This is a genomic window from Novispirillum itersonii, from assembly GCF_014205675.1.
Lineage (GTDB): Bacteria > Pseudomonadota > Alphaproteobacteria > Rhodospirillales > Rhodospirillaceae > Novispirillum > Novispirillum itersonii_A.
The window spans coordinates 1-23,654 of sequence record NZ_JACIIX010000024.1 but is presented as its reverse complement, the minus strand read 5'-3'; the positions used below and the strand labels follow the sequence as shown (position 1 = coordinate 23,654).

The following is a 23,654-nucleotide window of genomic DNA, read 5'->3' as shown; positions in this document are numbered from 1 at the left end:
TCTCCTGAACAGGTGATCCACCGCAAGTTCGTCCAGAACATCAGTTGGGCGGGCGGCGACATGGCCGACATCCCGGAATTTCTGGCCGATCTGGTCGATGTGGTGGTGCAGATCCGCCGGTCGGAAGACGGCATCCGTCGGATCAGCGACATCTGGGAAGTCCGAAATGACCGGCACGTCATGAAAGACGGCAAGGAGGCATGGTCATGATTATGGACCGCATACTGGAACGGGCCGTCTTCATCGCGGTGATCCTGTCATCGTGGGCGGCTCTGCTGGGCCTGTGGTGGGCTCAGATCGGCTTTGATCCCAGCGATATCAAATGGTGGAAGTGGCTGATCGCCAGCCTGAACCATCCGGCAGGCCTGCCCCAGCCGATGGTCTGGGCGGCGTGGGGCTGCCTTGCCGGGGGGCTGGTGCTGCTGATCATCGCCATGGCGGTGATGCGGCAGGCCCGCAACCGCACCGTCAGCGGCGGCTTCAAATCTAACGAGCTGCACGGCACCGCCCGCTGGGCAACGCACAAAGACGTCAAGAAATCCGGCCTGCTGTCTAAGAAGGCCCAGACTGGCGCGGTGGTCGGCGGCTGGATACAGGGCAAGACCCATCACCAGCTCCGCCACATCGGGCCGGAGCATGTGCTGTGCTTCGCCCCCACCCGATCCGGGAAAGGGGTATCGCTGATCCTGCCCACGCTCCTGTCATGGACGGACAGTGTGCTGGTGCTGGATATCAAGGGGGAAAACTACGCCCTGACCGCCGGATGGCGGGCCAAGCTCGGCCACCGGATCCTGAAGTTTGATCCCGCTTCGCAGACCGGGTGTGCCCGCTATAACCCGCTGGCGGAAATCCGCCTTGGCACCGGGCGCGAAATCGCCGACTGCCAGAACATCGCCGGGATCATCGTCGATCCCGAGGGCACCGGCCTGAAAGATTTCTGGATGAAGGAAGGCTGGGCGTGGCTGTCCACCGCTATTCTGCATGTGGTCTACCGGGTGCATCTGACCGAGAACCGCAAGGCCAGTCTGGCCGATGTGCGGGCCTTCATGTCGAAGGCCCCACCGGTTGAAACCGGCGGGAGTGGTGAGGACGCCCCGGACTACACCGCCATGTTCGCCGCCAGCTTTGAAAGCCTGCTGGTTGAAATGCTCAATTTCGACCATCAGAACCCGGTGATCAATCAGGCGGTGCAGGACGGCATCGGCAACATGCTGAAAAAAGCCCAGTCCGAACGCTCCGGGGTTCATTCCTCGGCAGTGACCGGGCTGGGTCTGTGGGCGGACCCGATTGTAGCTGCCAACACCGGGGACAGTGACTGGACCGTCGCCGACCTGATGAACGGCACCAAAGCCGCCGCCCTGTATCTGGTGGTGCCGCCGTCTGACATCGAGCGCCTGCGTCCGCTGATGCGCATTATGGTGACGCAGATTGTCGGCCGACTGACCGAGAGCATGGCCTTTGCCGATGGATCTTCGGTCAAAGGCTACCGCCATCGCCTGCTGATGCTCCTCGATGAGTTCACGTCGATTGGCAAGGTCGATGTGCTGGAAAAGGCCATCGCCTTTGTTGCCGGGTACGGCATCAAAGTATACCTAATCGTGCAGGATATCGCTCAGCTGTATTCGGTTTACGGCAAGGACGAGGGCATCACCGGCAACTGTCATGTCCGCGTGGCCTTTGCCCCAAACCGCCCGGAAACCGGGGAATACCTGTCGAAACTGGCGGGCAAGACCACGGTCATTCAGGCCAAGCGGTCGCGGTCTGACAAGTCGGTGTCGGATGGGGTGCAGGAAACCGCCCGCCCGCTGCTGACGGTGGACGAGGCGATGCGTCTGCCCGCCATCCGCGAGGAAGGCGACAGGATCATTCCCGGCGACGTGCTGACCTTCATTGCCGGACAGAACCCGATCCGGGGCACCCAATACCTCTACTTCCAAGACGCGGACCTTCTGGGCCGGGCAAAGATTCCTGCCCCGACCCCGGAAGACGCGGCCAGACAGAAGGACGCCACCAATGCCGCTGCATAATCCCAAACTTCGGGCGGCGCTGGCCCTGCTGCGCTGGATGGCAGAAACCGCCCTCCGCCTGATCTGCATCACCGCCGCGTTTGTGCTGGCCCTGCAATGGGTGGCCCTTGGCTACACCGAAACCGGCGAGCTGCCGGTGCGGAAGATGGATCTGCTGGTGACGTTTCAACAGATCCTGCTGCTGACCGTCTGCGTCTGGGGCGTTGTGACGGTCATCCTGATGATGGTCCGCCCCCGCCGGACCATCCTCGGGCTGTGCGCCAGCCTGTGGCGGGGGGAGCCTCAATCATGACCATCCCCCTTTACCGGGAACAGGCGACGCGGGTTTTAGGCCTGAGCGGCCTTAACCCGACCGGACTGGACCCATGGACGCTTAAATCCATCGACTGGCTGACCATGTTCATGCTGTCGGCCAAACCCGGCGCTGACAGCACCGCCCCCGAAAGCAGGCTTCCGGCAGTCCGGGGCATCCTGTGCGGCCAGATCCGTGCAATCGAACACATCAACCGGATGGCGGAGACGCCCCCGCCGGACCTGAGCTCTGTTACCGCCTTCGTCCATACGCTGGCGGTGCAAATGCAGGAAACCCCGGAGATGGAGCGCGAAAGCATCCTCCGCTTCATCAACGGCCATCTGGCGCTGTGGGAAGACCTCCACCAGCGCCCACACCAGCGCCCAGCCATGCCCAGAAAGGGCGGATCATGACCCTCTCTCCCACCATGAAATCCATTGCCCGGCTCGCCCGGCTTGCCCGGATGCGCAAAGAACGGAAGGGCTGATCCATGCTGATCCATCTGACGCCCAGCTTCTTCATAACCCGACCCGCTCCGGTCGATATCGCCAGAATCATTATCCCGGAAATCAATCTGGACCTGACTGGCTTCGGTGAGACCGTGAAGGCGAGAACGCCATTCCCCAACAAATGCATTGTTGTGGCCACGCCGCGTTCATCCCGCCGGAACTGCAACGGCCTGTTCATCGAAACCCCGGCGTTCCTGCCGGTTTTCACGGTGATCTGTCATTGGAATGTCGGAATCTTCCAGATCACCCATCAGGTGACTTACACGGTCCTTGATGCCGATCACGATGCCGTCAGTGACGACATGATGCTGTGGTCGGGATTTCAACGCTGGCCCGACCGGGTGCCCACCTGCCATGCCGCATCAATTCCGGCGAAGACGCAACCGAGGATGAGGGCATGGCAAGAGGGACCGATGTCCTCCGACGTGTCCTCCGGTGTCTCGTCTGAGGAAGACGCGGATCCAGAGACAGGCTGGGTGTTTGAACGACGGCAGACGTTCGCCATTCCCACCCTTGAACGGGAGCGGGTGACAGATCCCCAGCGATACCACGCCGCCCCAATGCCCCAGCTGTCCACGATCTTTCACGCCGGATAAGGAGCCTCTCCGATGACCAACACTCTCTTTGACCAGACCGATCTTGAAGCCCTGATCGCCGCCGAACGGGAGCGCGAACACCTCGCCGCCGCTGTCGCCATCATTGACCGCGACGCCGATACCGCCCCGGTGGCGGTGGATCCCGATGTGGCCGAGGCAATGGGGGCGTTCGTGGAAGACGCCCTCAGCCCGGAAGACGCGCTCGACAGCCTGTTCTTCCCCCATGGAACCGAGGGGGAAGACGGCGATGAATAAGAGCAGAAAGGACACCCCGCCGAAGGAAAAGGAAAACTTCCGCGACAGGGTGGTGGCGGAAATGATCCGTCACATCGAGGCGGGAACCGCCCCGTGGCAGAAGCCGTGGAAGGCCGGGGAATACCGCGAAGGCCCGATGAACCCCACCACCGGCAAGCCCTATCGCGGCATGAATGCCTTCTGGCTGGAACTCAACGGATACGCCGATCCCCGGTGGATGACCTATAAACAGGCGCAGGGTATCGGCGCTCAGGTCCGTAAAGGTGAACAGGGCTGGCCGATTGAGTATTGGCAATACTACGAGACCAAACCGATCAATGACGAGCAGGGCAAACCGGTTCTGAACGAGGACGGACAGCCTAAAACGACCACCTACGTGCTGGAGCGGCCCCGCGTGTTCCGGGCCGTGGTGTTCAATGCCTCACAGATTGAGGGGCTGGAACCCTATGTCCCGAAGACGCTGGACCCGACCTTCCAGCCGGTGGCCGAGGCGGAAAAGCTGCTGGCTGGCGGCGGGGTGGAAATCCGCCACGACCAGAACGACCGCGCCTTTTACCGCCCGTCCACCGACCGGATCCATCTGCCACCGCGTGAGGCGTTCCATGGGGCGGAAGAATACTACGCCACCGCCCTGCACGAACTGGCCCATGCGACTGGTCACCCCAACCGTCTGGCCCGCGACATGAGCGGCGGCTTCGGGTCGGAAAACTATGCCAAGGAAGAACTGCGGGCGGAAATGGCCGCCTACATGGTCAACACCACCCTTGGCCTCGGTCACAACCCGGAGCGCCACGCCGCCTATGCCGGCGGCTGGCTGAAAGCCCTGAACGACGACCGCAACCTGTTGTTTCAGGCCGCCCGTGATGCGGAAACCATCCAGACGTGGATCACACAGCCGGAGCGTCGCCCGGAACTGCGGAAATCGGTTGAGGCCCGGCAGAGCATGACCCAGCAGAACGAACAGACCACAGCCGCCCCGGTTATGCCGGCACAAACCCCGACCCAGACCACCCCGGAAAAAGAGCCGGCCTTTTCTGCGGCAGCAGATCCGCAGAAGAAGCCGGAACGGGTGTTACTGGCGGTGCCTTATGCCGAAAAGGACGCCGCCAAGGCTGCCGGGGCGAAATGGGACCCCAGGGCGAAATCGTGGTACGTCGGTCCGGACGGCAATCCCGAGCTGTTACAGAAGTGGGCACTGACCGGCCAGCAACTCCGCCAGCCGGAGCCGCTGGATCCCTATGCGGAGTTTGCCAAGGCAGCGCAGCAGGCCGGGCTAAAAATCGACGGCCAGCCGGTGATGGACGGCAAGTGGCACCGCGTGCCGCTGGAAACCGACAAACCCGGATCGCTGGGGGGAGCCTACAAGGCGTATCTGGACGGAAAGCCTGCCGGACTGATCCGCAACTATGAGACCATGGCAGAGCCGGAAAAGTGGGTGATGACCGGCCATCAGATGAGCCCCGCAGAACTGGAACAGATGAAGGCCACGGCTGCCGCCCGCGAAGCGCAGCGGCGGCAGGAGCTGGAAGCCCAGCAGGCCGACCGGGCCAAAGTGGCGGCGCATATCCTGTCACAGGGTAAGCCGATGACCGCCGACAGCCCGAACCCCTATCTGAACCGGAAGCAGGTGCAGGCCCATGGCCTGCTGCACCATGAAGACGGCTCTCTCATGGTGCCGTGCAAGGATGCTGCCGGGGAGCTTTGGAACATCCAGTTCATCAAGGACGACGGGGAAAAGCGGTTCCTGAAGGGCGGAAAGATGGAGGGCATGATGCACCGGATTGAAGGGGACCGCAGCGGCCCAACCGTGATTGCCGAGGGCTTCGCCACCGCCGCCAGCATCCACGAGGCCACCGGCCTGTCGGTGGTGGTGGCCTTCAACGCCGGAAACATGCCGAAGGTGGCACAGGCCCTGCACAGACAGGATCCGTCCACGCCGCTGGTGATCGCGGCGGATGACGATTTCAAGACGCAGGAGAAGCAAGGCTTTAACCCCGGACTGGAAGCCGCCACACAGGCAGCCACCCTGACCGGGGCCAAGATGATTCAGCCCCCGTTCACACAATTTGAGCGAGAACAGGGGCGGACAGACTGGAACGATTACGCCACCGCCCACGGCAAGGCCGCTGTTGCCAAGGCTCTGGAAAACCTTGGGGTTATCAAACCTAAGGAGCAGGAACAGAGCAAAGAGCAACAGCAAAGCGCCAATCGCGGCCTGTTGCGGACTGCCGCCCTGAAAGTGGCGGTGAGTGCCACCAACGCCCTGAGCCGGTAAGCCGGTGAGCTGACACGTTACCCGGTGGCAGGCTGTGCCATGCCTGCCGCCCGCCTCGGGGCCGCCGCCTCTCTCGCACTGGCGGTGGCCCCCCTTTTCTCTCCCCCCATACAGAACAGACGCAAACCGATGCCGTCACGGAAGCCTTTTGCAAAGGTCCTGCTGGACCCGAAGGACGAAGCCCGCCTTAACGAGCTGTGCGCCCAGTCGCGGCTGTCGCGGTCGCAGGTGTTCAAGCGCCTGCTGCACAATCTGCCGCTGCCAAGCAAGGGCACCTTTGAAGGCTGGGACGCCATCACCGACCTGATGAAGATCAACGCCGATCAGGCGCGGCTGGGGAACCTGCTGAAACTGGCATTGGCCGAAGTGGATGTCCCGGCGGATCTGCTGACGCAGATCCGCGCCCTGAGCGGTGAGATTGCCGAGACACAGGCCCTGCTGAAGGACACCGCCGTGACCCTGCGCGGTCAGTTGCAACCCCGCCGGAAAAGCGGCGGGCTCGGAGGCGACGACAACACATGATTCCGAAGAAAATCCTGAAAGATCCTGCAATTGCCGACGACTTCACCCGGCTGGGGGAGTACATCAGCGCCGCGCCGGAGAAAGGCGAGAAGCTGGACAGGTTCTGGATTGCGAACTGTGGAGCCGGAGAAGCCCTTGAGGATCTTCCGGCGGCGCTGGCCGAGATTGAGGCCATCCGCCAGCAGAAGCCCGATATCGAAGACAAGACCTATCACATGATGGTGTCGTTCCGAGACAGTGACCGCGAAAAGCTGACCGATGCGGTCCTGAAGGACATTGCGGCCGAGTTTACCAAAGCCCTCGGCTTTGAGGGACACCAGTACGTCGCCGGAACCCACATCAACACCAACCATTTCCACATGCACCTTGGCATCAACAAGGTGCATCCGCAGACCCTGCATGTGAAGACGCCCCGCCGTGACTTCAAGACACTGGAACGGGTCGCCCGGAAGATGGAAAAGAAATACGGTCTGGCGATTGACCGCGGCATGTCTGACCGGGATCTGACGCAGGCCCCCGGCCTGTCGCCCGCCGCCAAGGACCACGAGGCCCGGACGTGGGAACAGTCCTTCCAGCGCTGGATGATGGAGAACCGCGACAGCCTGTTGCCGGAAATCCAGAAGGCGGCAACATGGCAGGAGCTGCATGAAGGACTGGCCCGGCATCAGATACAGATCAAACCGCAGGGGGCGGGCATGGTGTTTGCCACCGCAGACGGCCAACAGACCATGAAGGCCAGCGCCTTTGACCGGTCATGCAGCAAGGGAGGGCTGGAAAAGCGGCTGGGGACGTTTGAGCCACCCCGGCAGGCCCCGGAACAGAAAGACCCGGCCCTGAGTGCCGAAACCGGCCCCCCGGCTCCGGATCTGTCCGTACAGCCGACGCCACCGCCCGGCAAAGGCTATCGCCCGCGCCCGCTGGGACGCACCACCGGCACCGCTGCCCTGTGGGGCCGCTATCAGCGCCGCCGCCGGGCTGCCCGGAAGGATGGCATCTTGGACCGGACCTTGCGGAGCTGGTTCACCTATGTTCTGGCCGAAGCCTACCGGGATCCGCTGGCGGCGGTGGTCCTGCTGGCCCAGCAGGAAATCATGAACGCCGTGATCGGCCCCGGCGGCATCGTCGATCAGGCGCTGGATTTCCGCCCCTTGCCTCGGGTGCGGATCTCCGAGGCCTCCCTGAAAGCGGTGCAGGTGTGGCGGGAAGCGGCCCCATGGCGTGATGTCGGAGCCCGTCCCGCATGGGCCGAGGCAAAGGGCGTGATGGGCGGCGTCAAGGTGGACGACAGGGGGAATCTGGTTGTGCCGTTCCGCGATGCGCAGGGCCGGATGGAGGGGGTCCGTCTGGTGGCCGAAGATGGCCGGGCACTGGATATCGGCCCGGTCAGCCGCAGCAGTTTCCACCTGATCGACCCCCGGCGGATGGTGGAGCGTGCCCGGACCGACCGGAACACTCATGACGGGACCACACCCCCGGTGCCGGTGCTGATCGTCAGCGACTATCAAGGCGCGGTGACGCTGGCACAGGCCACCCGTCACCCGGTGGCGGTGGCCCGGTCAGCGCAGGATCTGGATGCCGTGGCCGAGGCCCTGAAGGCCCAAGGCCTCAAGCCTATTGTGGTTGCCCATGAGCACACCCAAAGCACCCCGCCCGGTCGCCTGATTATACCGCATGATGCAAAAGTGTCGGACCTGCGTTCCCTGTCGGCGGCGGCGCTGGGGGATGAGGCACAGGCGCTGTGGGATGCCGCCAAACCTGCCGGGCGGGACAGTCCAGTTCTGGTGGCGCAGGGCGTCCAGTCCTTCGGTTGCCGTGAGGACGCCGGGGGCAACCTGCTGGTGCCCCTGCGCACCCTGTCCGGTCGGCTGGAAGGCGTGGCCCAGATCAGCCCGACCGGCACCCAGACGCAGATCCGCAGCCGGAAGGGCGAACAGGAGCCTCTGGCCTGCCTGATCGACCCCGCCCGTCAGCTCGGATCCGGCGGGCCGGTGCTGCTGGCGCAGTCCTACATGACCGGGGCCGCCCTGCACCGGGCAACCCGCCTGCCGGTGGTGGTGGTGGCCGATCCGGGCGGATGGCAGGCCACCGCCGAAGCGGTGAAGACCAAATGGCCCGCCTCTGCCGTGGTGGTGGCGATGGATGACACCCCGGCCAACCGGGATCAGGCCAAGGCGGCAGATCTGCCGCTGGTGGCTCCGGTCAGCCCGTCCGGGCGGCGCATGTCGTATGCCGACCTGACCCAGCCGAAGGCAGCAGAGACGCTGCGCGATACGCTGGCCGAAGTCACGAAAGACGCGGTGTGGCTGGAATGGCGTTCCGGACGGACCCCGGAGCGCACCGATCATCCGGTTATGGAGGTCGGCACCTTCCGGCGCGGGGCACGGATCACCGAGGATGGAACAATCCTCCTGCCCCTGCGCAACGAGCATCAGCGGCTGTCCGGGGTATTGGCGGTGTCAGCGGACGGCGAGGTGCTTCACACGCTGACGGACCACAAGGGCCCATCCCCACAGGACAGACAGGACAAGGCCCCGACCCCGCTGTCCCATGTTGTCGGCGGATTTGCCAAAAAGGGCGACACCGGCCCGGTGATCGTGGTCCGCACCCCGGCGGAAGCGGTGGCCCTGCACCGGGAGACGACGGCAACCGTGATGCTGGCGCGAACTCCGGCTGATGCAACAGCCCTTGCGGACCACCTACGCGGACAGAACCGCCGCTGTCTGCTGGCCGGACAGGATCTGAAGATGCCGGAGCTGAAGGGCTTCAGCCCACCCTCGACCAGCCGGAAGAAGGCCCTGCGGCAGGCGTTGAGCGCCGCCGCCCTGCCGATGCGGCAGGAGCGGACAAAGGCCAAACAACGCGGACAGGGGATGGATTTGTGACAACGGGGACACAAAACCCGATCAAAATTAGAACCACACCCACCTTGCAATCATTGATAAATTCATACAAAAATATCTAGTATAAATTAATGATTGAATCGGGAGTTCTCGTGGACTTCGCAAAGCAACATATCCTCTCCGCAGGGGATTTCGAATTTGCCGATGATGGCATCCCCAATGGCGCGGACGGCGATAATTGGCGCAAGGACACCCGTAAGAGGGTCGAACCCTGGCTTTCCGCCTTATTCCAGTCGGACCACCTGTCGCTGCTAGTCGGAAGCGGAATGACGACGGCCGTAGCCTACGCCTGTGGTGCCAAGGCCGCTGGGATGGGAACGGTGGCATTCGGCACTCCCCATGAAAAGGAGCTGAATGCCCACATCACCAAGAAGGCGGCCGCAATGGGCCGAGGCGAACCCAACCTCGAGGATCAGCTGTCGGCCACCTTTGACCAAGCCTTCAGCGGCAAGCTGGTTCCGCAAGACCCCAACGACGAACCGGCGTCCAAGCTGTTGAAACGCATCCAGGCAGCGCGGGCAGCGGTGCCATGACCGAACCCGACCAAGCCCCACGCCCACCCTTGTGCGAGCTTGCCGTTGACGCGGGCTTTGCCGCTGCCTTCGATGTGGATGCGTTGATCGAAACCTGGAATGCCGACGATTTGGATGCATTGCAGTCCCATTTCGGCGCTCACGCCGCTGCGTCGGAGGGTGGAGACGAACACAATCTTTGTGTTTTGCTGGCCGCCATAACCTCGTTCCACTTCCGCTCTGACAACGCGACCGAACCTTATGGCCCCTGGCTTGTGATGGGGGAGCAGCGTTCCGCCATTCCTGCGGACTTTTCCGATCAACAGCTTGCCTTGTTTCTGGAACTGGCCGACCGGATCAGACGGCTCGATCTGCGGGCGCGCTTGGCGGATATGGTCTGGGTGGAAAAGCGCAAGGCGTTGCGCCCGCATCTGCGCCGTTCAGGGGAATTGGCGCTGAATTCCTTTCTGGCACTGGCGGCTCAGGAATTGGTCGCTGGTCGCCTTCACGGCTTTTGGAAAGCCTTCGAGCGGACGACGCGGCTAGCGGTTTTGTTGAAATCCGGCACCCCGGAGCAACTCGCCTCGTTATGCGGGCGCGCTGTTACCATGGCGCACGAACAGAACAAGCCGGGATTGCTGCATCGTCTGCTGAAGCTGGCCCAGGATTGGGAACTGATGTCGGGCGTCGATATCCGCGAAGCGGCATTGGCTTCGGCAGAAAAATGCGACGGCGACCGCAATTGGCATGCCGCCGTGGAAATGACACTGTTCGCCGCGACAACCCATGACAAAGCTGAAAAAGCGCAAGCCGATGCCCTGAAGCTGCGGGCGGCGGGGATTTTTGAACGGGCTGCCGAGGCTGTCGCGGCAGGTTCAGCGTTGCAGGCGGCGCATTTCATGGAACGCGCCATCGAGATTTACCGCCGTGTCGCCGGAACCAAGGATCAGCGGGAACGGTGCCACCGGCGCTTGCTGGAATTCCAAAATGCCATCAATGGCGAAATGTCCTCCCATTCCCATCCCATCGACCTCCGGGAATTGATCGAAGCTGCGCGACAAGCGGTGTCTGGGAAAGATTTCTTCGATGCGCTTTGGCAACTGCTCACGTGCGCACGGTCACCATCGGTCGCTGAATTGCGACAAAGCGTCCTGGAAAACGCCCAAGAATTCCCGTTATCGCAAATGTTCAGCGGGACGGTTCTGGATCGGGATGGCAAACCCGTATCGCGTTTTTCCGGCGTGGACGAAGATGCCGACGATGCCCAAAGCGGCATACGCCATAAAATGATCGAGTTGGCGAACCTGCGACACCACATTTGCGCTCACGGTTCGCTGAAACCAGCCATCCAGGTGATTGCCGCTGAACATCAGATCATGGCCCACCGTTTTGAAACGCTGATCATCCACTCTCCCTTTGTTCCCGAAGGACGGGAGCACGTTTTCTGCGTTGCCTTCCAACGCATGTTCGAGGGCAAGCTGATGGAGGCGATTCACCTGCTGTTGCCCCAGGTGGAAAACGCGATCCGCCACGTTTTGAAGCAACACGGTGTTGTCACCTCGAAGGTCAAGCAGGACATGACCCAGGAGGATTTGAATCTGAACGAAATGCTGTTCGGGTCCACCGGCGCTGAAACGGAGAAAATTTTCGGCGCCGACCTGTTGTTCGACCTGCAATCCATCCTGGTTGACCGCTTTGGCCCCAATTTGCGCAACACCATTGCGCATGGAAAAGCCGAACTGGGTGACATGTATTCACACGATGCATGGTATTTTTGCTGGATGATCCTGCGGCTTTGCTGCCTGCCGCTTGCCCAGCATTGGAATGTCTTGGCGCATCTAGATGAAACCGGAGAATTGCCCGCATCGCAGGCGGATGATCTGCCGGATTAAGTTGGACGGAGGGGGGATATGGCCAAGGCTGAAGCCAGCGTTGAGGAACTGGTGGGGATGATCGAGCGTGGTGAACTGCGCCTGCCCGAGATGCAGCGCCAGTACGTCTGGCGTTCCACCCGTGTTCGCGATCTGCTCGATTCCCTTTATCGCGGCTATCCATCGGGGGCGATTCTGTTGTGGGAAACTGACGAAGCGGTTCCGTTGCAGGAATTCGCCGTCACCCAGCAGCACAATCCCTATCAAAGCACCCGGCTGCTTCTCGACGGTCAGCAGCGTTTGACCTCGCTTTCGGCGGTGATTCGGGGCGAGCCGGTGAAGGTGCGGGGGCGACAGCGCCCCATCGACCTGCTGTTCAATTTGGAGCACCCGGACACCCTGACTTCGGTCACCGAGGTCAACGAAGAGTCCAACGACGACGAGGATTTGGTCGAGGATCAGGCGGATGCGTCCGAAGATGAACTGCTGAAGCGGTTCAACGAAATGACCTTCGTCGTCGCCACCCGCAAGCTGGAACAATTGCCCCAATGGGTGAAGGTGTCCGAGGTGTTCAAGACGGACAGCGATGCCCCCTTCCTGAAAGCGGCGGGGATCAGCGGTTTCGATGACCCCAAGTACGAAAAATACAGCCAGCGTCTCGCCCGATTGCGGGCCATCCGCAAATATGTCTATCGCATGGACGTGCTGGAACGCAGCCTGTCCTATGACGAGGTGACGGAAATCTTTGTGCGGGTGAATTCGTTGGGGGCGAAGCTGCGCAGTTCCGACCTTGCCCTGGCGCAGATCACCGCCAAATGGAAACACTCGCTCCAGACATTCCTGGAATTCCAGGCGGAATGCACCAAGCTGGGATTTGATCTGGAGCTTGGTATTCACCTCAAGAACCTGATGGCGTTCGCCACCGGGCAGTCGCGGTTCAAGACGGTCACCTCCCTCGACCTTGCCGCCTTGCAGAAAGCCTGGAAGGAATCCGGCGACGGCATGCGCTTCGCCATCAACTTCCTGAAAAGCAACGTGGGCATCGACAGCCCGGCGCTGCTGTCGTCGCCCTTCCTGCTGATCGTCCTGTCCTATTTCGGTCACCGGCGCGGCTATCAGATCAGTGCCGAGGAAGAAGCCCAACTGCGCACCTGGACGTTGATCGCCAACGCCAAGGGGCGGTTTTCCCGTGGCTCCAGCGAGACGATCCTCGACCAAGACCTTTCAGCCCTGAAGAACGACAAGCCGGTGCAAGACCTGCTCGACCGGCTGCGCTCGCAGGTCGGTCGCCTGGACATCACCCCCGAGGAATTGGAGGGGCGTAACCAGCGTAGCGCCCTGTTCAAAACCATGTTCATGGCGTTCCGCGCCGCCGGTGCCAAGGACTGGTCGTCCAACCTTGCCATCGCCTTGGATCATTCCGGCGCCCAGCACCGCCTGCAATTCCATCACATCTTCCCCAAGGCGCTGCTGTCCAAGGCGGGACTGACCTCCCGCGAAGCCGACGACATCGCCAATCTGGCGTTCATCGGCGGCAAGACCAACCGCGCCATCAGCGACAAGGCACCCGCCCAATACCTGCCCCCGCTGATCGAGAAGAATCACCACTCGGTGATGTCGCAGGCGATTCCCAATGACCCTGCGCTGCTGGACACTGACAGCTACAAGGCATTTCTGGTCGAGCGCCGGAAACTGATCGCCGCGCGGCTGAATGAGTTCCTCGATTCGCCGTCCAAAGCGGCGATCTCCAATGCGCCGGGAGTTGTTCATGCAACGGTATGATGTCGAGGTTCAGGGCGATTACCTTGAACGCCTGTCGAAGGCGCGTCCGGTCTCAGCCATTGCCGAACTGGTGTGGAACGCCGTCGATGCCGACGCGACCAAGGTCGAGATCGAGATCGAGCGCAATGAACTTGGTATGACGGCAGTCATCGTGCGGGACAACGGGCATGGCCTTCCCCTTGCCGATGCGCCGCTGCTGTTCAGTAATCTGGGCGGGTCATGGAAGCGAAACGGCAGCCGGTCGAAGATCAAGAGCCGGATGCTGCACGGGCAGGAAGGCAAGGGAAGGTTCAAAGCCTTTGCCCTTGGGCGCGTGGTTGATTGGTCCGTGGCCTATCGTGGTGACGATGGCAAGGTGCGGCACTACACCATAAGCATGTTCGGAGAGCGGCTGCGGCATATCGATGTGTCCGATGAGGAAGTCGTTGAAGCGCCCACCGGGGTGGAGGTGCGGATCACCGAACTCTCCCGCGAGTGGCGGTCGCTGGAAAGTGACAACGCGCATCAGGAACTTACCGAGATTTTTGCCCTCTACCTCACGGATTACCCTGATGTTTCAATTGCGCTGCACAGTGTGAAATTCGATCCGGCACAGGTGATCAAAAATCGGAAACGATTGTCGTTGCCCGAGATCGTGGCGGACGGCCAGTGCTTTGATGCTGAGTTAGACCTCATTGAATGGCGGGTCAACACCCAGAAAGCACTCTACCTGTGCGACGCGAACGGTTTCCCCCTGGCGCGAACCCAGAACCGCTTCCATGTCGGAGAGTTCCAGTTTTCAGCGTATTTGCGGTCCCAGTACGTCAGCAAACTGAACGATGAGGGTACGCTTGAACTGATGGACATGAACGCGCCGCTGCAATTCGCTTGCGAACAGGCCATTCAGCAGATCAAGGAGCATTTCAAGGAACGTACTGCCGAGGACACCCGGTCCCTTGTCGAGGAATGGAAGACCGAGCAGGTCTATCCCTTCCAGGGGGAGCCGGAGAACCAGCTTGAAGATGCTGAACGCAAGGTCTTCGACATCGTGGCGGTGAACGTCACAAGGCACCTTCCCGACTTTTCATCCGCGACGCCCAGAAACAAGGCTTTTCACCTGCGCATGCTGCGGCAGGCGATTGAACACAGCCCGGAAGACCTCCAACTCATTCTCAAGGAAGTTCTCGATCTTCCTCAGCGCAAGCAGCAAGAGTTGGCAAAGCTTCTCAAGGAATCATCTCTGTCCGCGATAATCGGAGCGTCCAAGATGGTCGCGGACAGGCTCAAATTCATCACTGGCTTAGAAGCCATCCTGTTCGACCCGGACAGCAAGGGGCGCCTCAAGGAACGCTCACAACTTCATCGCATTCTTGCAGAAAACACTTGGGTTTTCGGTGAAGAGTTTAATCTGACCGTTGACGACCAATCGCTCACCGAGGTTCTGCGCCAGCATGCAAAACTGGCGAAGAAGGAGGTGAAAATTGATGAACCGGTCAAACGGATCGATGGAAAGCGGGGCATCATCGACCTCATGTTATCCCGATCCATCAAACGCAACCGCGCCGATGAGCTTGAACATATGGTGGTGGAGTTGAAGGCGCCTAGCGTCAGCATCGGTTCCGACGAAATCACACAGATTGAAAAATACGCCTTCTCGGTCGCGGATGATGACCGGTTTCACGGCATCAAAACGCGCTGGGAATTCTGGATAATTTCGAATGCGTTGGACAGATACGCCCAGAACAGGGCGCGTTCCGCGCACTTGCCTGAGGGTGTCATCCACAAATCTGACGATGGGTTGATGACCATTCACGCGAAAACGTGGTCACAGGTCATTCAGGAGAACAAAACCCGACTGCGGTTTTTCAAGGAAAAGTTGGAGCACACGGCAGATCGTGGCGCATCCTTGCGCTATTTACAGGAAACCTATGAGGCGTACCTGGAGGGCGTAATCACCGAGGATGATGCCGACGATCAGCCGATAGCTGAGCAAGAGGATACCGCGGCTGCGTCATAGGCGCACAATCCTGCCATTGCATGATAAATACCTCCAAGCCAAGAAGACGCTTAGGCACAGGACCTATTAAATCGATTGCGATATAAGGGATTAACCTGCTCCCCTGTTTGATCCTGGTCAGAAGTTGTGTCCCTTCTCGCTGTGATGCCCGAAATGGGCGGTAATGACCTCCAACGCTTGCTGAAATAGGCCCTGGATCAGAGGTCTATTTCCGATGGGTTCGAGCAGAGGCGGTTATTGAACCAGTCGACCCATTCGAGGGTTGCGTATTCCACAGACTCAAAATACCCCCCGGCCTGCGGGGGACTCCACACCAAAAAAGCCGCCCCGGATGCCTCCGAGGGCGGCTTTGTCATGTCCGGTGCGCAGCTCATTTTACCCCCCGTTGAGCGTATGCGAATAAGGGCAGGAGCGCGGTGGTACCACCGCGCCTATCCTGCCAGCCAGTTAGACGACATGGGCAAAAAACAGGAGGGCTGCGAAATCTCTTCAAATCTCTTCCACACTCTTCAAATCTCTTCAACTCAGGGCTTAATCTCTTCAAATCTCTTCAAATCCGCCTCCCATCTCTTCAATACTCTTCAAATCTCTTCAAATGCTTGATTTTGCATCCATAAAGTATGGTCTCCCGCCACAACAGCCTTGTTTCTGCCGCAACCGTTGATTATCCAAGGGAGGGAACAGACAGATCAGGGTGATGCGTCCAAGTGCAGAAGACACCTCAGGCCGTTAAACGCGCCGGGATATACGCCCGCCACTCAACCGACAAACAGGCCACCTCTACGACTGACCAGATCGCCCGGTGTCAGGTGTACTGTGCCAGCCGGGGCTATATCGTCACCGGAATCTACACTGATGAAGCCATTTCCGGACGGATCCGCCAGCGCCCCGGTATCCAGCGCCTGCTGCTGTCAGCCCAAGAGAATGTGTTTGATGTATTGGTCACCGAAGATCTGTCTCGCGTCAGCCGCAAAATCGGCCAGATGGCTGACACTTTCGACCTGTTGCAGTACCTTGGTATCTCCATCGAAACCGTGGGGAACGGGACCGTGTCACAGGTGGATGTGGGTTTACGGGGCACCATGAACGCCCTTTACCTTACAGATCTGGCAGACAAGACCCGGCGGGGCATGAAGGCTGCTGTCCAGCGCGGCAGCCTCCCCGGCGGGCAGACTTACGGGTACCGGATTGTCCGAAAGATCGGGGAAGACGGCGAACTGGAGCGCGGCCACCGGGAGATCGTCCCGGAGGAAGCCGAAGTCATCCGTCGGATCTATCAGGACTATCTGGCCGGAGAAACTCTGTCCGGAATCTGCGAAGTCCTGAACGGCCTTGCAATCCCGTCGCCCGGCGGAAAGAAGTGGTATCCCTCGACCCTGATAGGCACAGCCTCCCGCCAATCCGGGATTTTGCGGAACCGGCTGTACGTTGGCGAAGTGGTGTTCAACCGGCAGGAATGGCGGACGCACCCGGAAACCGGGGAACGGATGGCGATGCTGCGAAGCGAAGCCGAATGGATCACAGCCCCCGCACCGGATCTTGCAATCATCAGTCAGGAGGTCTTTGACGCGGTTCAGGTCGAGATTGCAGCCCGCTCTCGCGCCCGCAATGATGTGGTCAGAATCCGAAAGCAGACAAAGGTAGAGTGTCATGCCGCCGAAGTTGCGGAGATACACCGACAATGGCGGGAGCGGCAGGAAAAGGCCCTGACCAATGCCATGCTGTTCTTCTCCGGTCGCTTGCACTGCGGATGGAGCGGCAAGAAGATGACGGCCCTGCGGAAGGGCAAATACTCCTGCCGCACCCCTAACTGCCCCGTTTGCAGCGCAACGATGGATGAATTCCTGGCACCGGCAACCCTCGCACTTTACGAGATTTCACCGCAGCCGATCCTTGCCCACTACACAGACCCCATTTACGACGAAAAACGGCAGGCCATTGAAGCCCGCATAAACAAAGCAGAAGACGACACGGCACAGGCACGGAAAGAAATCTCTGAAATGCTGTCGATCCTCGGGACCGGGGCAAAAGTCGCGGAAATCAGGTCTTTCTTGGCGGAAAAGGAAGCTGCGGTACGGCACCACCATATGCAACGCAGTGTCGCGGTCAGGGATCTTCGCGCCCTGTCACCGACCACCGGACAGGCAAAGGCTGCTGTGTCAACCGTGCATAAGCTGGCAGACCGGCTGAAGGCCAATTTCATGGACTACCAGCCGAACATCAAGCTCCGTCACTGCATCGAGAAAGTCGCGCTCAGCCTGTCTGAAACCGGCGGATACACAGCGACGGTGGAATGGGACATTCCAGCCGTCATGAAGCTGTCCCGCACGGACAAAAGTTAAGCCGACAGCGCCCGCAGAACGGCATTCGGATCCTTCTCGATGACTTTCAGCAGCACCCGCGCCGGGCCTTCCGGGTGGCGGTGCCCCTGTTCCCAATTGCGGACGGTCCCCGGGGAAAAGCCGAACTGGGTTGCAAATGCCTGCTGACTGAGGCCCAAACGCTCCCGGATAGCCTTTACATCGACTTCGGCAGGGGTCCTGACGATAGTTTCGCGCACGTCCACGGGCTTACCTTCGGCAAAAGCCACAGCCTCACGCATTCCGGCAAGGATCTTCGATCCAGACATGGTCCACCTCATTTTCAGATAGGCGATAGGATCTTTCGGGGGATCATCCCCCGAAAGCGGCAACGTATCTATGAATCAGGTTGCGAAGCTCTTTCTTCTCGTCTTCCGACAAGTCGGCCTTCTCCCCCTTGGCATAGAGCGCCAGAAGCGCCAGCGGCATCTTCGGGCTATGAAAATAATAGATCACCCGTGCCCCACCCCTTTTACCCTTTCCCTTCTTTTCAACCCCCACCCGCAGTTTCCTGATTCCTCCTGTTCCCGGAATCCTGTCCCCAGCTTCTGGATGAAAAGCGAGGAAAGACCGCAGATCGTCCAGTTCCTCGCGGGTAAGGAGCTTGTCGGCTTCACCTGAAAAAGTCGGAAATTCTAATATGCTGACCGCGAAACCTGTACTGAAGAGGGGCATCAGCCTAATCTCCGTGGGACGTTCCGACAATAAAAATATACGTCATTGACGCATAACCATCAAGGAAAAACTGCGTCATTGACGTATTTTCATAGCGATAAATTTCTTCCGTGCCGCCTTTACGCATTGAGGGAGGAACAGGGAAACCCGGAGCCGGTTCCCCGGCCCCGGGCATCTGCCCCGTCAGGCTGGCAAGGCAGCCATTTCCTCTTCCTTGCGGCCTGCCATCAGGTCCCCGCAGAAGTCTACGGTCGTGTAGAAACGGACGTCGAAGTAATCGACCATCGAATCACTGTTATCCCGGTTATAGGCCTGTACAATCTCGGTCAGGGCGTCAATCACCTGACGATACTGTTCGGATCTCGGATCGCTCCACCCCGGATAATTCCGGCCACACCCATGCTTGTCTTCAAACGGATACTCCCGCGCCCACTTCAGATATTTCGGGCTGTAAAACTGGAACGCTTCAGGAACCTCCTTAACGCTCAGAGTAACCGCCCGCGCATCTTCCTTCCGCACGGATACCTTCACCTTCGGCAGCAGCCCCCCGGCGATAGCATCCCTGATATCCTGCCGGATCAGCTTGCAAACCTCGGTCAGCGGTAAGTAGCGGGTGGCGTCGTACTTGGTGCCCCGGAACTCGTTGTTCGGGTCGCAATAGGCGGGCATGTAAGGGTTCCGCTTTTTGTCATCGGCCACGCTCTTGGCAGCCTCCCGCTTATGAGTAGCCGCTTCTTGAGCATCGGCAGCGGCCAGAGACAGCAGGGTCTGAAGATCAATCATGATTGCGGTCATGGCGTGGGTCCCTTTCATCGGACTGGGTGGATCGAACTTTGCCCTGTCGTCAGAAAAGGGGAGGCGTCCACAAGGGGTTGTCCGGCAGGAGGGGGATCACCCACCGCCCACGGGGCGGCGCGAAGCGTGGTCGCCTGCAAGGCGACTATGGGGAGACCTGCCGGACAACAGCGGCCTTCAGGCCGCGCTTGCCCCTTGTGGGGGCCGGGGCGAAGCCCCTACGGCCCCGGAGGGGCTTGAAGACTCTTCCCCATCACCATGCCCGATCTTTGCGCACCCATCAAAAAGGTACATAGCACAATTCTTGATATGCGCCCTCATTTTGGGTACACGAGATATTCAATTGCTTTGTACCTAACAAAGAGGTGCATCATGGAATTTCGAATTGTCGCTAACCGGGTGAAACTGTACCGCTCAACAGAGGGGAAGCGGCAGCAGATCGGATCTTTTCCGACCACTGCCACGGTGCTGGAAGACGTGCCCCCCGGCACCGTGGCCAGCCTACAACCCGAGGAACTGAAGCAGCTTCAGGCGTGGCTCCGGGGCGCTCCTGTGCGGCTGGCGAAACAGGCTCATGCGGATCTGCTTCGGCAACTGGACTGGCTTCTGACCCATCCCGACGCCCTGAACAACTCCCAACGGGCGGAACTGACGAACCGCCTTGCCGACGCGGTAAAGCGGTTCAATCCCGATCCTGATCCGATCAGAGAGACAGCCCCTGTGATCGCTCCTTGGCCCTGTGACGGGCCAGCAGAGGGATCTGTTTCAGAATCCATGCCGGGGCCTTTGGAGACAGGCGGATCACCTTTCCCCGCTCGATCTTGGCAACAAGGGAAGGCCGTCTTTTGGAGTTGTCGATGACAAAAGCCAGATCGACCTGCTTCAGTGCCTGATTGACGTTATCGAAGGTCCGCTGATAGCGCCTTTCGATGTCAGCCGCTGGCACAGAGTGCCCCCCGCGCATCACACGGGTTGCCACCCGCGCAAAAGAGGTTACAGCACTCTTGATCCCGACAACGACGAGACAGGTCTTGAAACCTGCCTGTTTTGCCTCTTCGATTTGCTGAAGAGACCCCCGACCTGAAAAGGTTGTCTCGATCAGAAAAGACTGACCGGCGACAAGGAAAGCCCGTCGCTCTGTCAGTGCCCGCCTTCCTGCCTCGATCTGTGCTTTCTCAGGATTACCCGGGTTGATCTGCTTCGCCAGCTCATCCGGGTTTGAAACCGGGAGCCCTGCACGATTGAAATCCTCAACCAGCGTAGATTTTCCGGCCCCATTTGGCCCGGCGACAATCCAGAGGCGGGCCATCAGAGCACCCGCACATCTTCAAAGCGGCCACCAGCAGCCCCAAGGTGAACCCGGACAAGCGTTTTGGTTCCATCAGGATCTTCTCGGATAAGCAGGTTGGGATCAGGGAACTTATCATCGTGATAGTAAACGGGATAACCGGCCTGAAGCTGCCGTTCAGCCGCTGATGGCACGTTCATCTTCAGACCCTGCTCAATCGGAAAGTCATCATTCATGGCGTCATCCTCCGTAAGAACGAAAGTCATTCAGCATTATCCCGATCAATCACCAGATCTGAAGCGAGAAACACCCGCACCACCAGATCAGGGGCAACCGTGCCTGCCACCAGTCCGGCAGCTCCCCGTGCATCGTGTAGGAAGGCAAGACAATCAATGCCATTTCCGGCGCTGATCGTCCGTTCCTGATCCCAGCCGAGCGCAGTAATCTCCTGAACGCAGGCCGGATGTCGGGTTCCACCATCCGACAAGGGGGATAGCGTTGCTTTAATCGTACTCCCCGCCAACAGAGCGGCATCCCCTCGGCCAAGCACACTGTGAAGTGTCTTCAGCGTCAGGCTACCCCCTTCAACGTTCTCAAGGATGGCAAAAATCAGATCGCTTTGAAACACGATCCCCTCAGCCTGACAGGCTCCTCCCCAGACAGTCGTTAGGATTGTAGCAGCGGCGAAGATACCTCTGGATCGCTTTTGCATCATGGCTTCCTTTTCATCTTTCTAGACCGCTGCATTCGGCCTGCCTCTCGGCTTCCAAGCGCAGAAGAGCCTCCCCGTTATGCTCCACACCATCCAGCAGCCGCCCGGCAGCAACCTTGCCAAGACGGACAGACCGCGTACCGTCAGACCACTGAAAACTCTTGGCCTTCCCGTAAGGGCTGGCAGTCGGTTGCGCTTCGCCCCATGCGCCCCATTGCTTGAAGAAGAACCCGGTGCCGCTGATGGCGCACTGATCCCGCAGACCACGCACCCAATCCGGATGCATGGGCCGCGCCTGACCACCGGACTCTCCGCCGACGATCAGCAGATCAATCCGGGCCAGCCATTCCCGCAGATCCAGTGACGACAACAGGGGTTCGGCCGACAAAAAGCGCACCCCGACCGGAGCAGCCAACAGCTTCGGAATGTCCCGGACTGCTTCAGCCTGATTGCACACCGTAGCCCCCAGCCAGACAGTTTCCGGCACACCGTCCGGAAACATCAGGGGGAGATAGCGCCCGGCATTGCCGATCCGCTTGGACAGCAACAGCCAATCAAGGTTTGGGGTGGCCCGGATGAGCGCCCCAAGATCCTGCCGCCACCCGTCCGTGATGGCCGGATGGTTATCAAACACATCCGCCAGAGAGGCGCAGAACACCCGCACCCGTTTTCCGGCAGCCTGAGCCTCCCGGTTCCATTTCAGCGGCTGCCGCCAATTCGCGGCACTGGTCCGACGGCGCTGGCCCTGCCACAGCTCAGGCGTTCCGGCCCGCTTGGCCCAGCCTTCAGCATAGCAATGATCACAGGCCGGGGAGACTTTCGCGCACCCAACCCAAGGGTTGAGGGTGTGATTTGTCCATTCGATAGAGGAGTTTTCAGCCATGGCCCTGGCCCTCCCCAGCGGACAGACTGAGGGCACCCAGACTGTGCCTGACGGTGAGGCGCAATCCCTCCCGGTCGAGCATTCCCCGCAGGTAAGCCGCTCTGCTGCGCACTCCATGGCGCTCAATGGCGACAACGGCGGCGGCAAGGGCGGTGATGCCGTGTTTCCGCAGGGCTGACGCCCACACGCCCCCCTGCAAACCAAGATCCTTGCTCACCAGCCACGACACCGCACGGGTCAGAGCACCGAGGGCCGCAGACGCGGTATCAGGGGACGACAGGGCAATCTGATCAGCGGGGGACAGCACCCGTTGCAGAGTGGGGGAGACAGCCACCATCAGCCCGACGAGCTGGCCGCCCTCGATGTCCTGTACAGAGTCTTGTTTGGATTTCTTTGTAAGGTATTTCAGGGTGACAGATCCGTCATCCCTCCCTGACAGATCGGTCTGTGGATAACCTGCTGCGTCAGCCTCTTCTGGCTCGGCGGAGTCCTCGGCTTCGGCGTAGCGAGAAGCGAGTTCTGCCTTCACGGCGGCAACCGCCTGCCGCAAGTGTTCCACCCGTGCCGCTACCGGACGGAGATCAATGCCGCCGGAAATTGACCGCCGATTGAGGCCATTGTACCGCCGAATGATCCATCCGGCGGCTTCCAGTTCGCCCAAAAGACGCGACACGTGACGCGGGGCAACCCCCAGCGACGCCGCCAAAGTTGCGTTTCCGGGGGTCACAATCAGATCCCCTGAAGCCCAGCGGGCAGCGTCAAAGACGTATTCGCACAATCTCGCCAGAAGAAAAGCACCGCCAAGGCTCAAGTCCGGGGTGACGATTCGCACCCCCGACAGCACCAGCGACACCACGCGGGCGGTAGTCACATCCCTGCAACAGTCCGGGGTGACGATTCGCACCCCCGACAGCACCAGCGACACCACGCGGGCGGTAGTCACATCCCTGCAACGGGCGGAGCGAGTATTTTTGACAAGGGACTCAAATGCTTGTGCCCGATGGGCAAAACCGGCGCGGGGCCGGTCCGTCATTTGTTCAACCTGCATATCTGTACAGGGCTTTTACTGTCCAGACGCCCCATTCAACTTGACAAGCCGGGGGCGTTAGCGCAGAATAATCCCACATAACCCGGGGAGTGTTCTGCACTTTCCATGAAGCCTCGCAGCGCCAACTGCGAGGTTTCTTTTTTGGATTTCAGGACGTTAGAGCACCGCCTCCTAATCTTGGGACGGTCCGCGCTCCATTTTTCGCTCGACAAGCGAATCTGTGTCTTGTATCAGTCTCTGAGAAACTTTCGACAAGACACAGTATGTGGTTGCGGGGGCAGGATTTGAACCTGCGGCCTTCAGGTTATGAGCCTGACGAGCTACCGGGCTGCTCCACCCCGCGGTGTGGTGTTTCG

21 protein-coding genes, 1 tRNA gene and 1 pseudogene are annotated in these 23,654 nt (G+C 60.2%); 14 read left to right on the top strand and 9 right to left on the bottom strand.

All coding sequences use genetic code 11. From position 1 onward, the window contains the following. From FHS48_RS19265 to FHS48_RS19200, 14 genes and pseudogenes are all read left to right on the top strand, one after another. Positions 1 to 210 (top strand): annotated as a pseudogene (locus tag FHS48_RS19265) (CpaF/VirB11 family protein); the annotation flags it as partial. Further along, positions 207 to 2,027: a type IV secretory system conjugative DNA transfer family protein gene (locus FHS48_RS19260; protein ID WP_260402600.1), complete on the top strand. Its 1,821-nt coding sequence runs from the start codon at positions 207 to 209 to the stop codon at positions 2,025 to 2,027. The pseudogene FHS48_RS19265 and the gene FHS48_RS19260, both read left to right, overlap by 4 nt. Then, positions 2,014 to 2,319 (top strand): hypothetical protein, encoded by a 306-nt coding sequence (locus tag FHS48_RS19255; protein WP_184266430.1) that lies wholly within the window; start codon positions 2,014 to 2,016, stop codon positions 2,317 to 2,319. Before FHS48_RS19260 ends, FHS48_RS19255 begins: the two co-directional genes overlap by 14 nt. Continuing rightward, positions 2,316 to 2,732 (top strand): hypothetical protein, encoded by a 417-nt coding sequence (locus FHS48_RS19250; RefSeq protein WP_184266427.1) that lies wholly within the window; start codon positions 2,316 to 2,318, stop codon positions 2,730 to 2,732. Before FHS48_RS19255 ends, FHS48_RS19250 begins: the two co-directional genes overlap by 4 nt. A gap of 77 nt (positions 2,733 to 2,809) precedes the next feature. Further along, positions 2,810 to 3,424 carry a DUF6012 family protein gene (locus tag FHS48_RS19245; RefSeq protein ID WP_184266424.1) on the top strand — a complete coding sequence of 205 codons (615 nt, stop codon included), beginning with the start codon at positions 2,810 to 2,812 and terminating at the stop codon, positions 3,422 to 3,424. 12 nt (positions 3,425 to 3,436) lie between these two features. Then, the gene (locus tag FHS48_RS19240) at positions 3,437 to 3,679 is read left to right on the top strand and encodes a hypothetical protein (RefSeq protein ID WP_184266422.1); all 243 of its coding nucleotides are present in this window, start codon (positions 3,437 to 3,439) and stop codon (positions 3,677 to 3,679) included. Next, positions 3,672 to 5,954 carry a zincin-like metallopeptidase domain-containing protein gene (locus FHS48_RS19235; RefSeq protein ID WP_184266419.1) on the top strand — a complete coding sequence of 761 codons (2,283 nt, stop codon included), beginning with the start codon at positions 3,672 to 3,674 and terminating at the stop codon, positions 5,952 to 5,954. The genes FHS48_RS19240 and FHS48_RS19235 overlap by 8 nt, the downstream gene beginning before the upstream one ends. A gap of 129 nt (positions 5,955 to 6,083) precedes the next feature. Then, positions 6,084 to 6,476 carry a ribbon-helix-helix protein, CopG family gene (locus FHS48_RS19230; protein ID WP_184266416.1) on the top strand — a complete coding sequence of 131 codons (393 nt, stop codon included), beginning with the start codon at positions 6,084 to 6,086 and terminating at the stop codon, positions 6,474 to 6,476. Next, positions 6,473 to 9,358, top strand: coding sequence for a TraI/MobA(P) family conjugative relaxase (traI, locus tag FHS48_RS19225; protein ID WP_184266400.1), 2,886 nt, complete (start codon positions 6,473 to 6,475; stop codon positions 9,356 to 9,358). The genes FHS48_RS19230 and traI overlap by 4 nt, the downstream gene beginning before the upstream one ends. 110 nt (positions 9,359 to 9,468) lie before the next feature. Then, entirely contained in the window at positions 9,469 to 9,909 is a 441-nt protein-coding gene (locus FHS48_RS19220) for a hypothetical protein (protein ID WP_184266388.1), read from the top strand. Then, positions 9,906 to 11,780: a DUF4209 domain-containing protein gene (locus tag FHS48_RS19215; RefSeq protein ID WP_184266368.1), complete on the top strand. Its 1,875-nt coding sequence runs from the start codon at positions 9,906 to 9,908 to the stop codon at positions 11,778 to 11,780. Before FHS48_RS19220 ends, FHS48_RS19215 begins: the two co-directional genes overlap by 4 nt. Before the next feature lie 18 nt (positions 11,781 to 11,798). Beyond that, positions 11,799 to 13,541 carry a GmrSD restriction endonuclease domain-containing protein gene (locus FHS48_RS19210; protein ID WP_184266365.1) on the top strand — a complete coding sequence of 581 codons (1,743 nt, stop codon included), beginning with the start codon at positions 11,799 to 11,801 and terminating at the stop codon, positions 13,539 to 13,541. Continuing rightward, positions 13,528 to 15,537, top strand: a complete 2,010-nt coding sequence (locus tag FHS48_RS19205; RefSeq protein WP_221443609.1) for an ATP-binding protein — start codon at positions 13,528 to 13,530, stop codon at positions 15,535 to 15,537. Before FHS48_RS19210 ends, FHS48_RS19205 begins: the two co-directional genes overlap by 14 nt. Positions 15,538 to 16,244: 707 nt before the next feature. Then, positions 16,245 to 17,879 (top strand): recombinase family protein, encoded by a 1,635-nt coding sequence (locus FHS48_RS19200; RefSeq protein ID WP_184266359.1) that lies wholly within the window; start codon positions 16,245 to 16,247, stop codon positions 17,877 to 17,879. On the opposite strand, the gene FHS48_RS19195 is transcribed toward FHS48_RS19200, so the two are convergent. From FHS48_RS19195 to FHS48_RS19155, 9 genes are all read right to left on the bottom strand, one after another. Beyond that, positions 17,876 to 18,166: a helix-turn-helix domain-containing protein gene (locus FHS48_RS19195; protein WP_184266356.1), complete on the bottom strand. Its 291-nt coding sequence runs from the start codon at positions 18,164 to 18,166 to the stop codon at positions 17,876 to 17,878. The two genes, FHS48_RS19200 and FHS48_RS19195, sit on opposite strands and share 4 nt — an antisense overlap. Before the next feature lie 43 nt (positions 18,167 to 18,209). Next, complete coding sequence (locus FHS48_RS19190; protein WP_184266353.1) at positions 18,210 to 18,572, bottom strand: type II toxin-antitoxin system RelE/ParE family toxin; 363 nt, start codon at positions 18,570 to 18,572, stop codon at positions 18,210 to 18,212. Positions 18,573 to 18,755: 183 nt separating this feature from the next. Then, on the bottom strand, positions 18,756 to 19,367 hold the full coding sequence (locus FHS48_RS19185) for a hypothetical protein (RefSeq protein ID WP_184266350.1): 612 nt from the start codon (positions 19,365 to 19,367) through the stop codon (positions 18,756 to 18,758). Positions 19,368 to 20,070: 703 nt separating this feature from the next. Beyond that, positions 20,071 to 20,676: an AAA family ATPase gene (locus tag FHS48_RS19180; protein ID WP_184266347.1), complete on the bottom strand. Its 606-nt coding sequence runs from the start codon at positions 20,674 to 20,676 to the stop codon at positions 20,071 to 20,073. Next, positions 20,676 to 20,921: a hypothetical protein gene (locus tag FHS48_RS19175; protein ID WP_184266344.1), complete on the bottom strand. Its 246-nt coding sequence runs from the start codon at positions 20,919 to 20,921 to the stop codon at positions 20,676 to 20,678. The genes FHS48_RS19180 and FHS48_RS19175 overlap by 1 nt, the downstream gene beginning before the upstream one ends. Further along, positions 20,918 to 21,370: a hypothetical protein gene (locus tag FHS48_RS19170; RefSeq protein ID WP_184266341.1), complete on the bottom strand. Its 453-nt coding sequence runs from the start codon at positions 21,368 to 21,370 to the stop codon at positions 20,918 to 20,920. Before FHS48_RS19170 ends, FHS48_RS19175 begins: the two co-directional genes overlap by 4 nt. Before the next feature lie 10 nt (positions 21,371 to 21,380). Next, positions 21,381 to 22,250 (bottom strand): phage Gp37/Gp68 family protein, encoded by an 870-nt coding sequence (locus tag FHS48_RS19165; RefSeq protein WP_184266338.1) that lies wholly within the window; start codon positions 22,248 to 22,250, stop codon positions 21,381 to 21,383. After that, positions 22,243 to 23,193: a helix-turn-helix domain-containing protein gene (locus tag FHS48_RS19160; RefSeq protein WP_184266335.1), complete on the bottom strand. Its 951-nt coding sequence runs from the start codon at positions 23,191 to 23,193 to the stop codon at positions 22,243 to 22,245. The genes FHS48_RS19165 and FHS48_RS19160 overlap by 8 nt, the downstream gene beginning before the upstream one ends. A 371-nt stretch (positions 23,194 to 23,564) precedes the next feature. Further along, a tRNA-Met gene (locus tag FHS48_RS19155) sits at positions 23,565 to 23,641 on the bottom strand. Between the last annotated feature and the right edge of the window lie 13 nt (positions 23,642 to 23,654).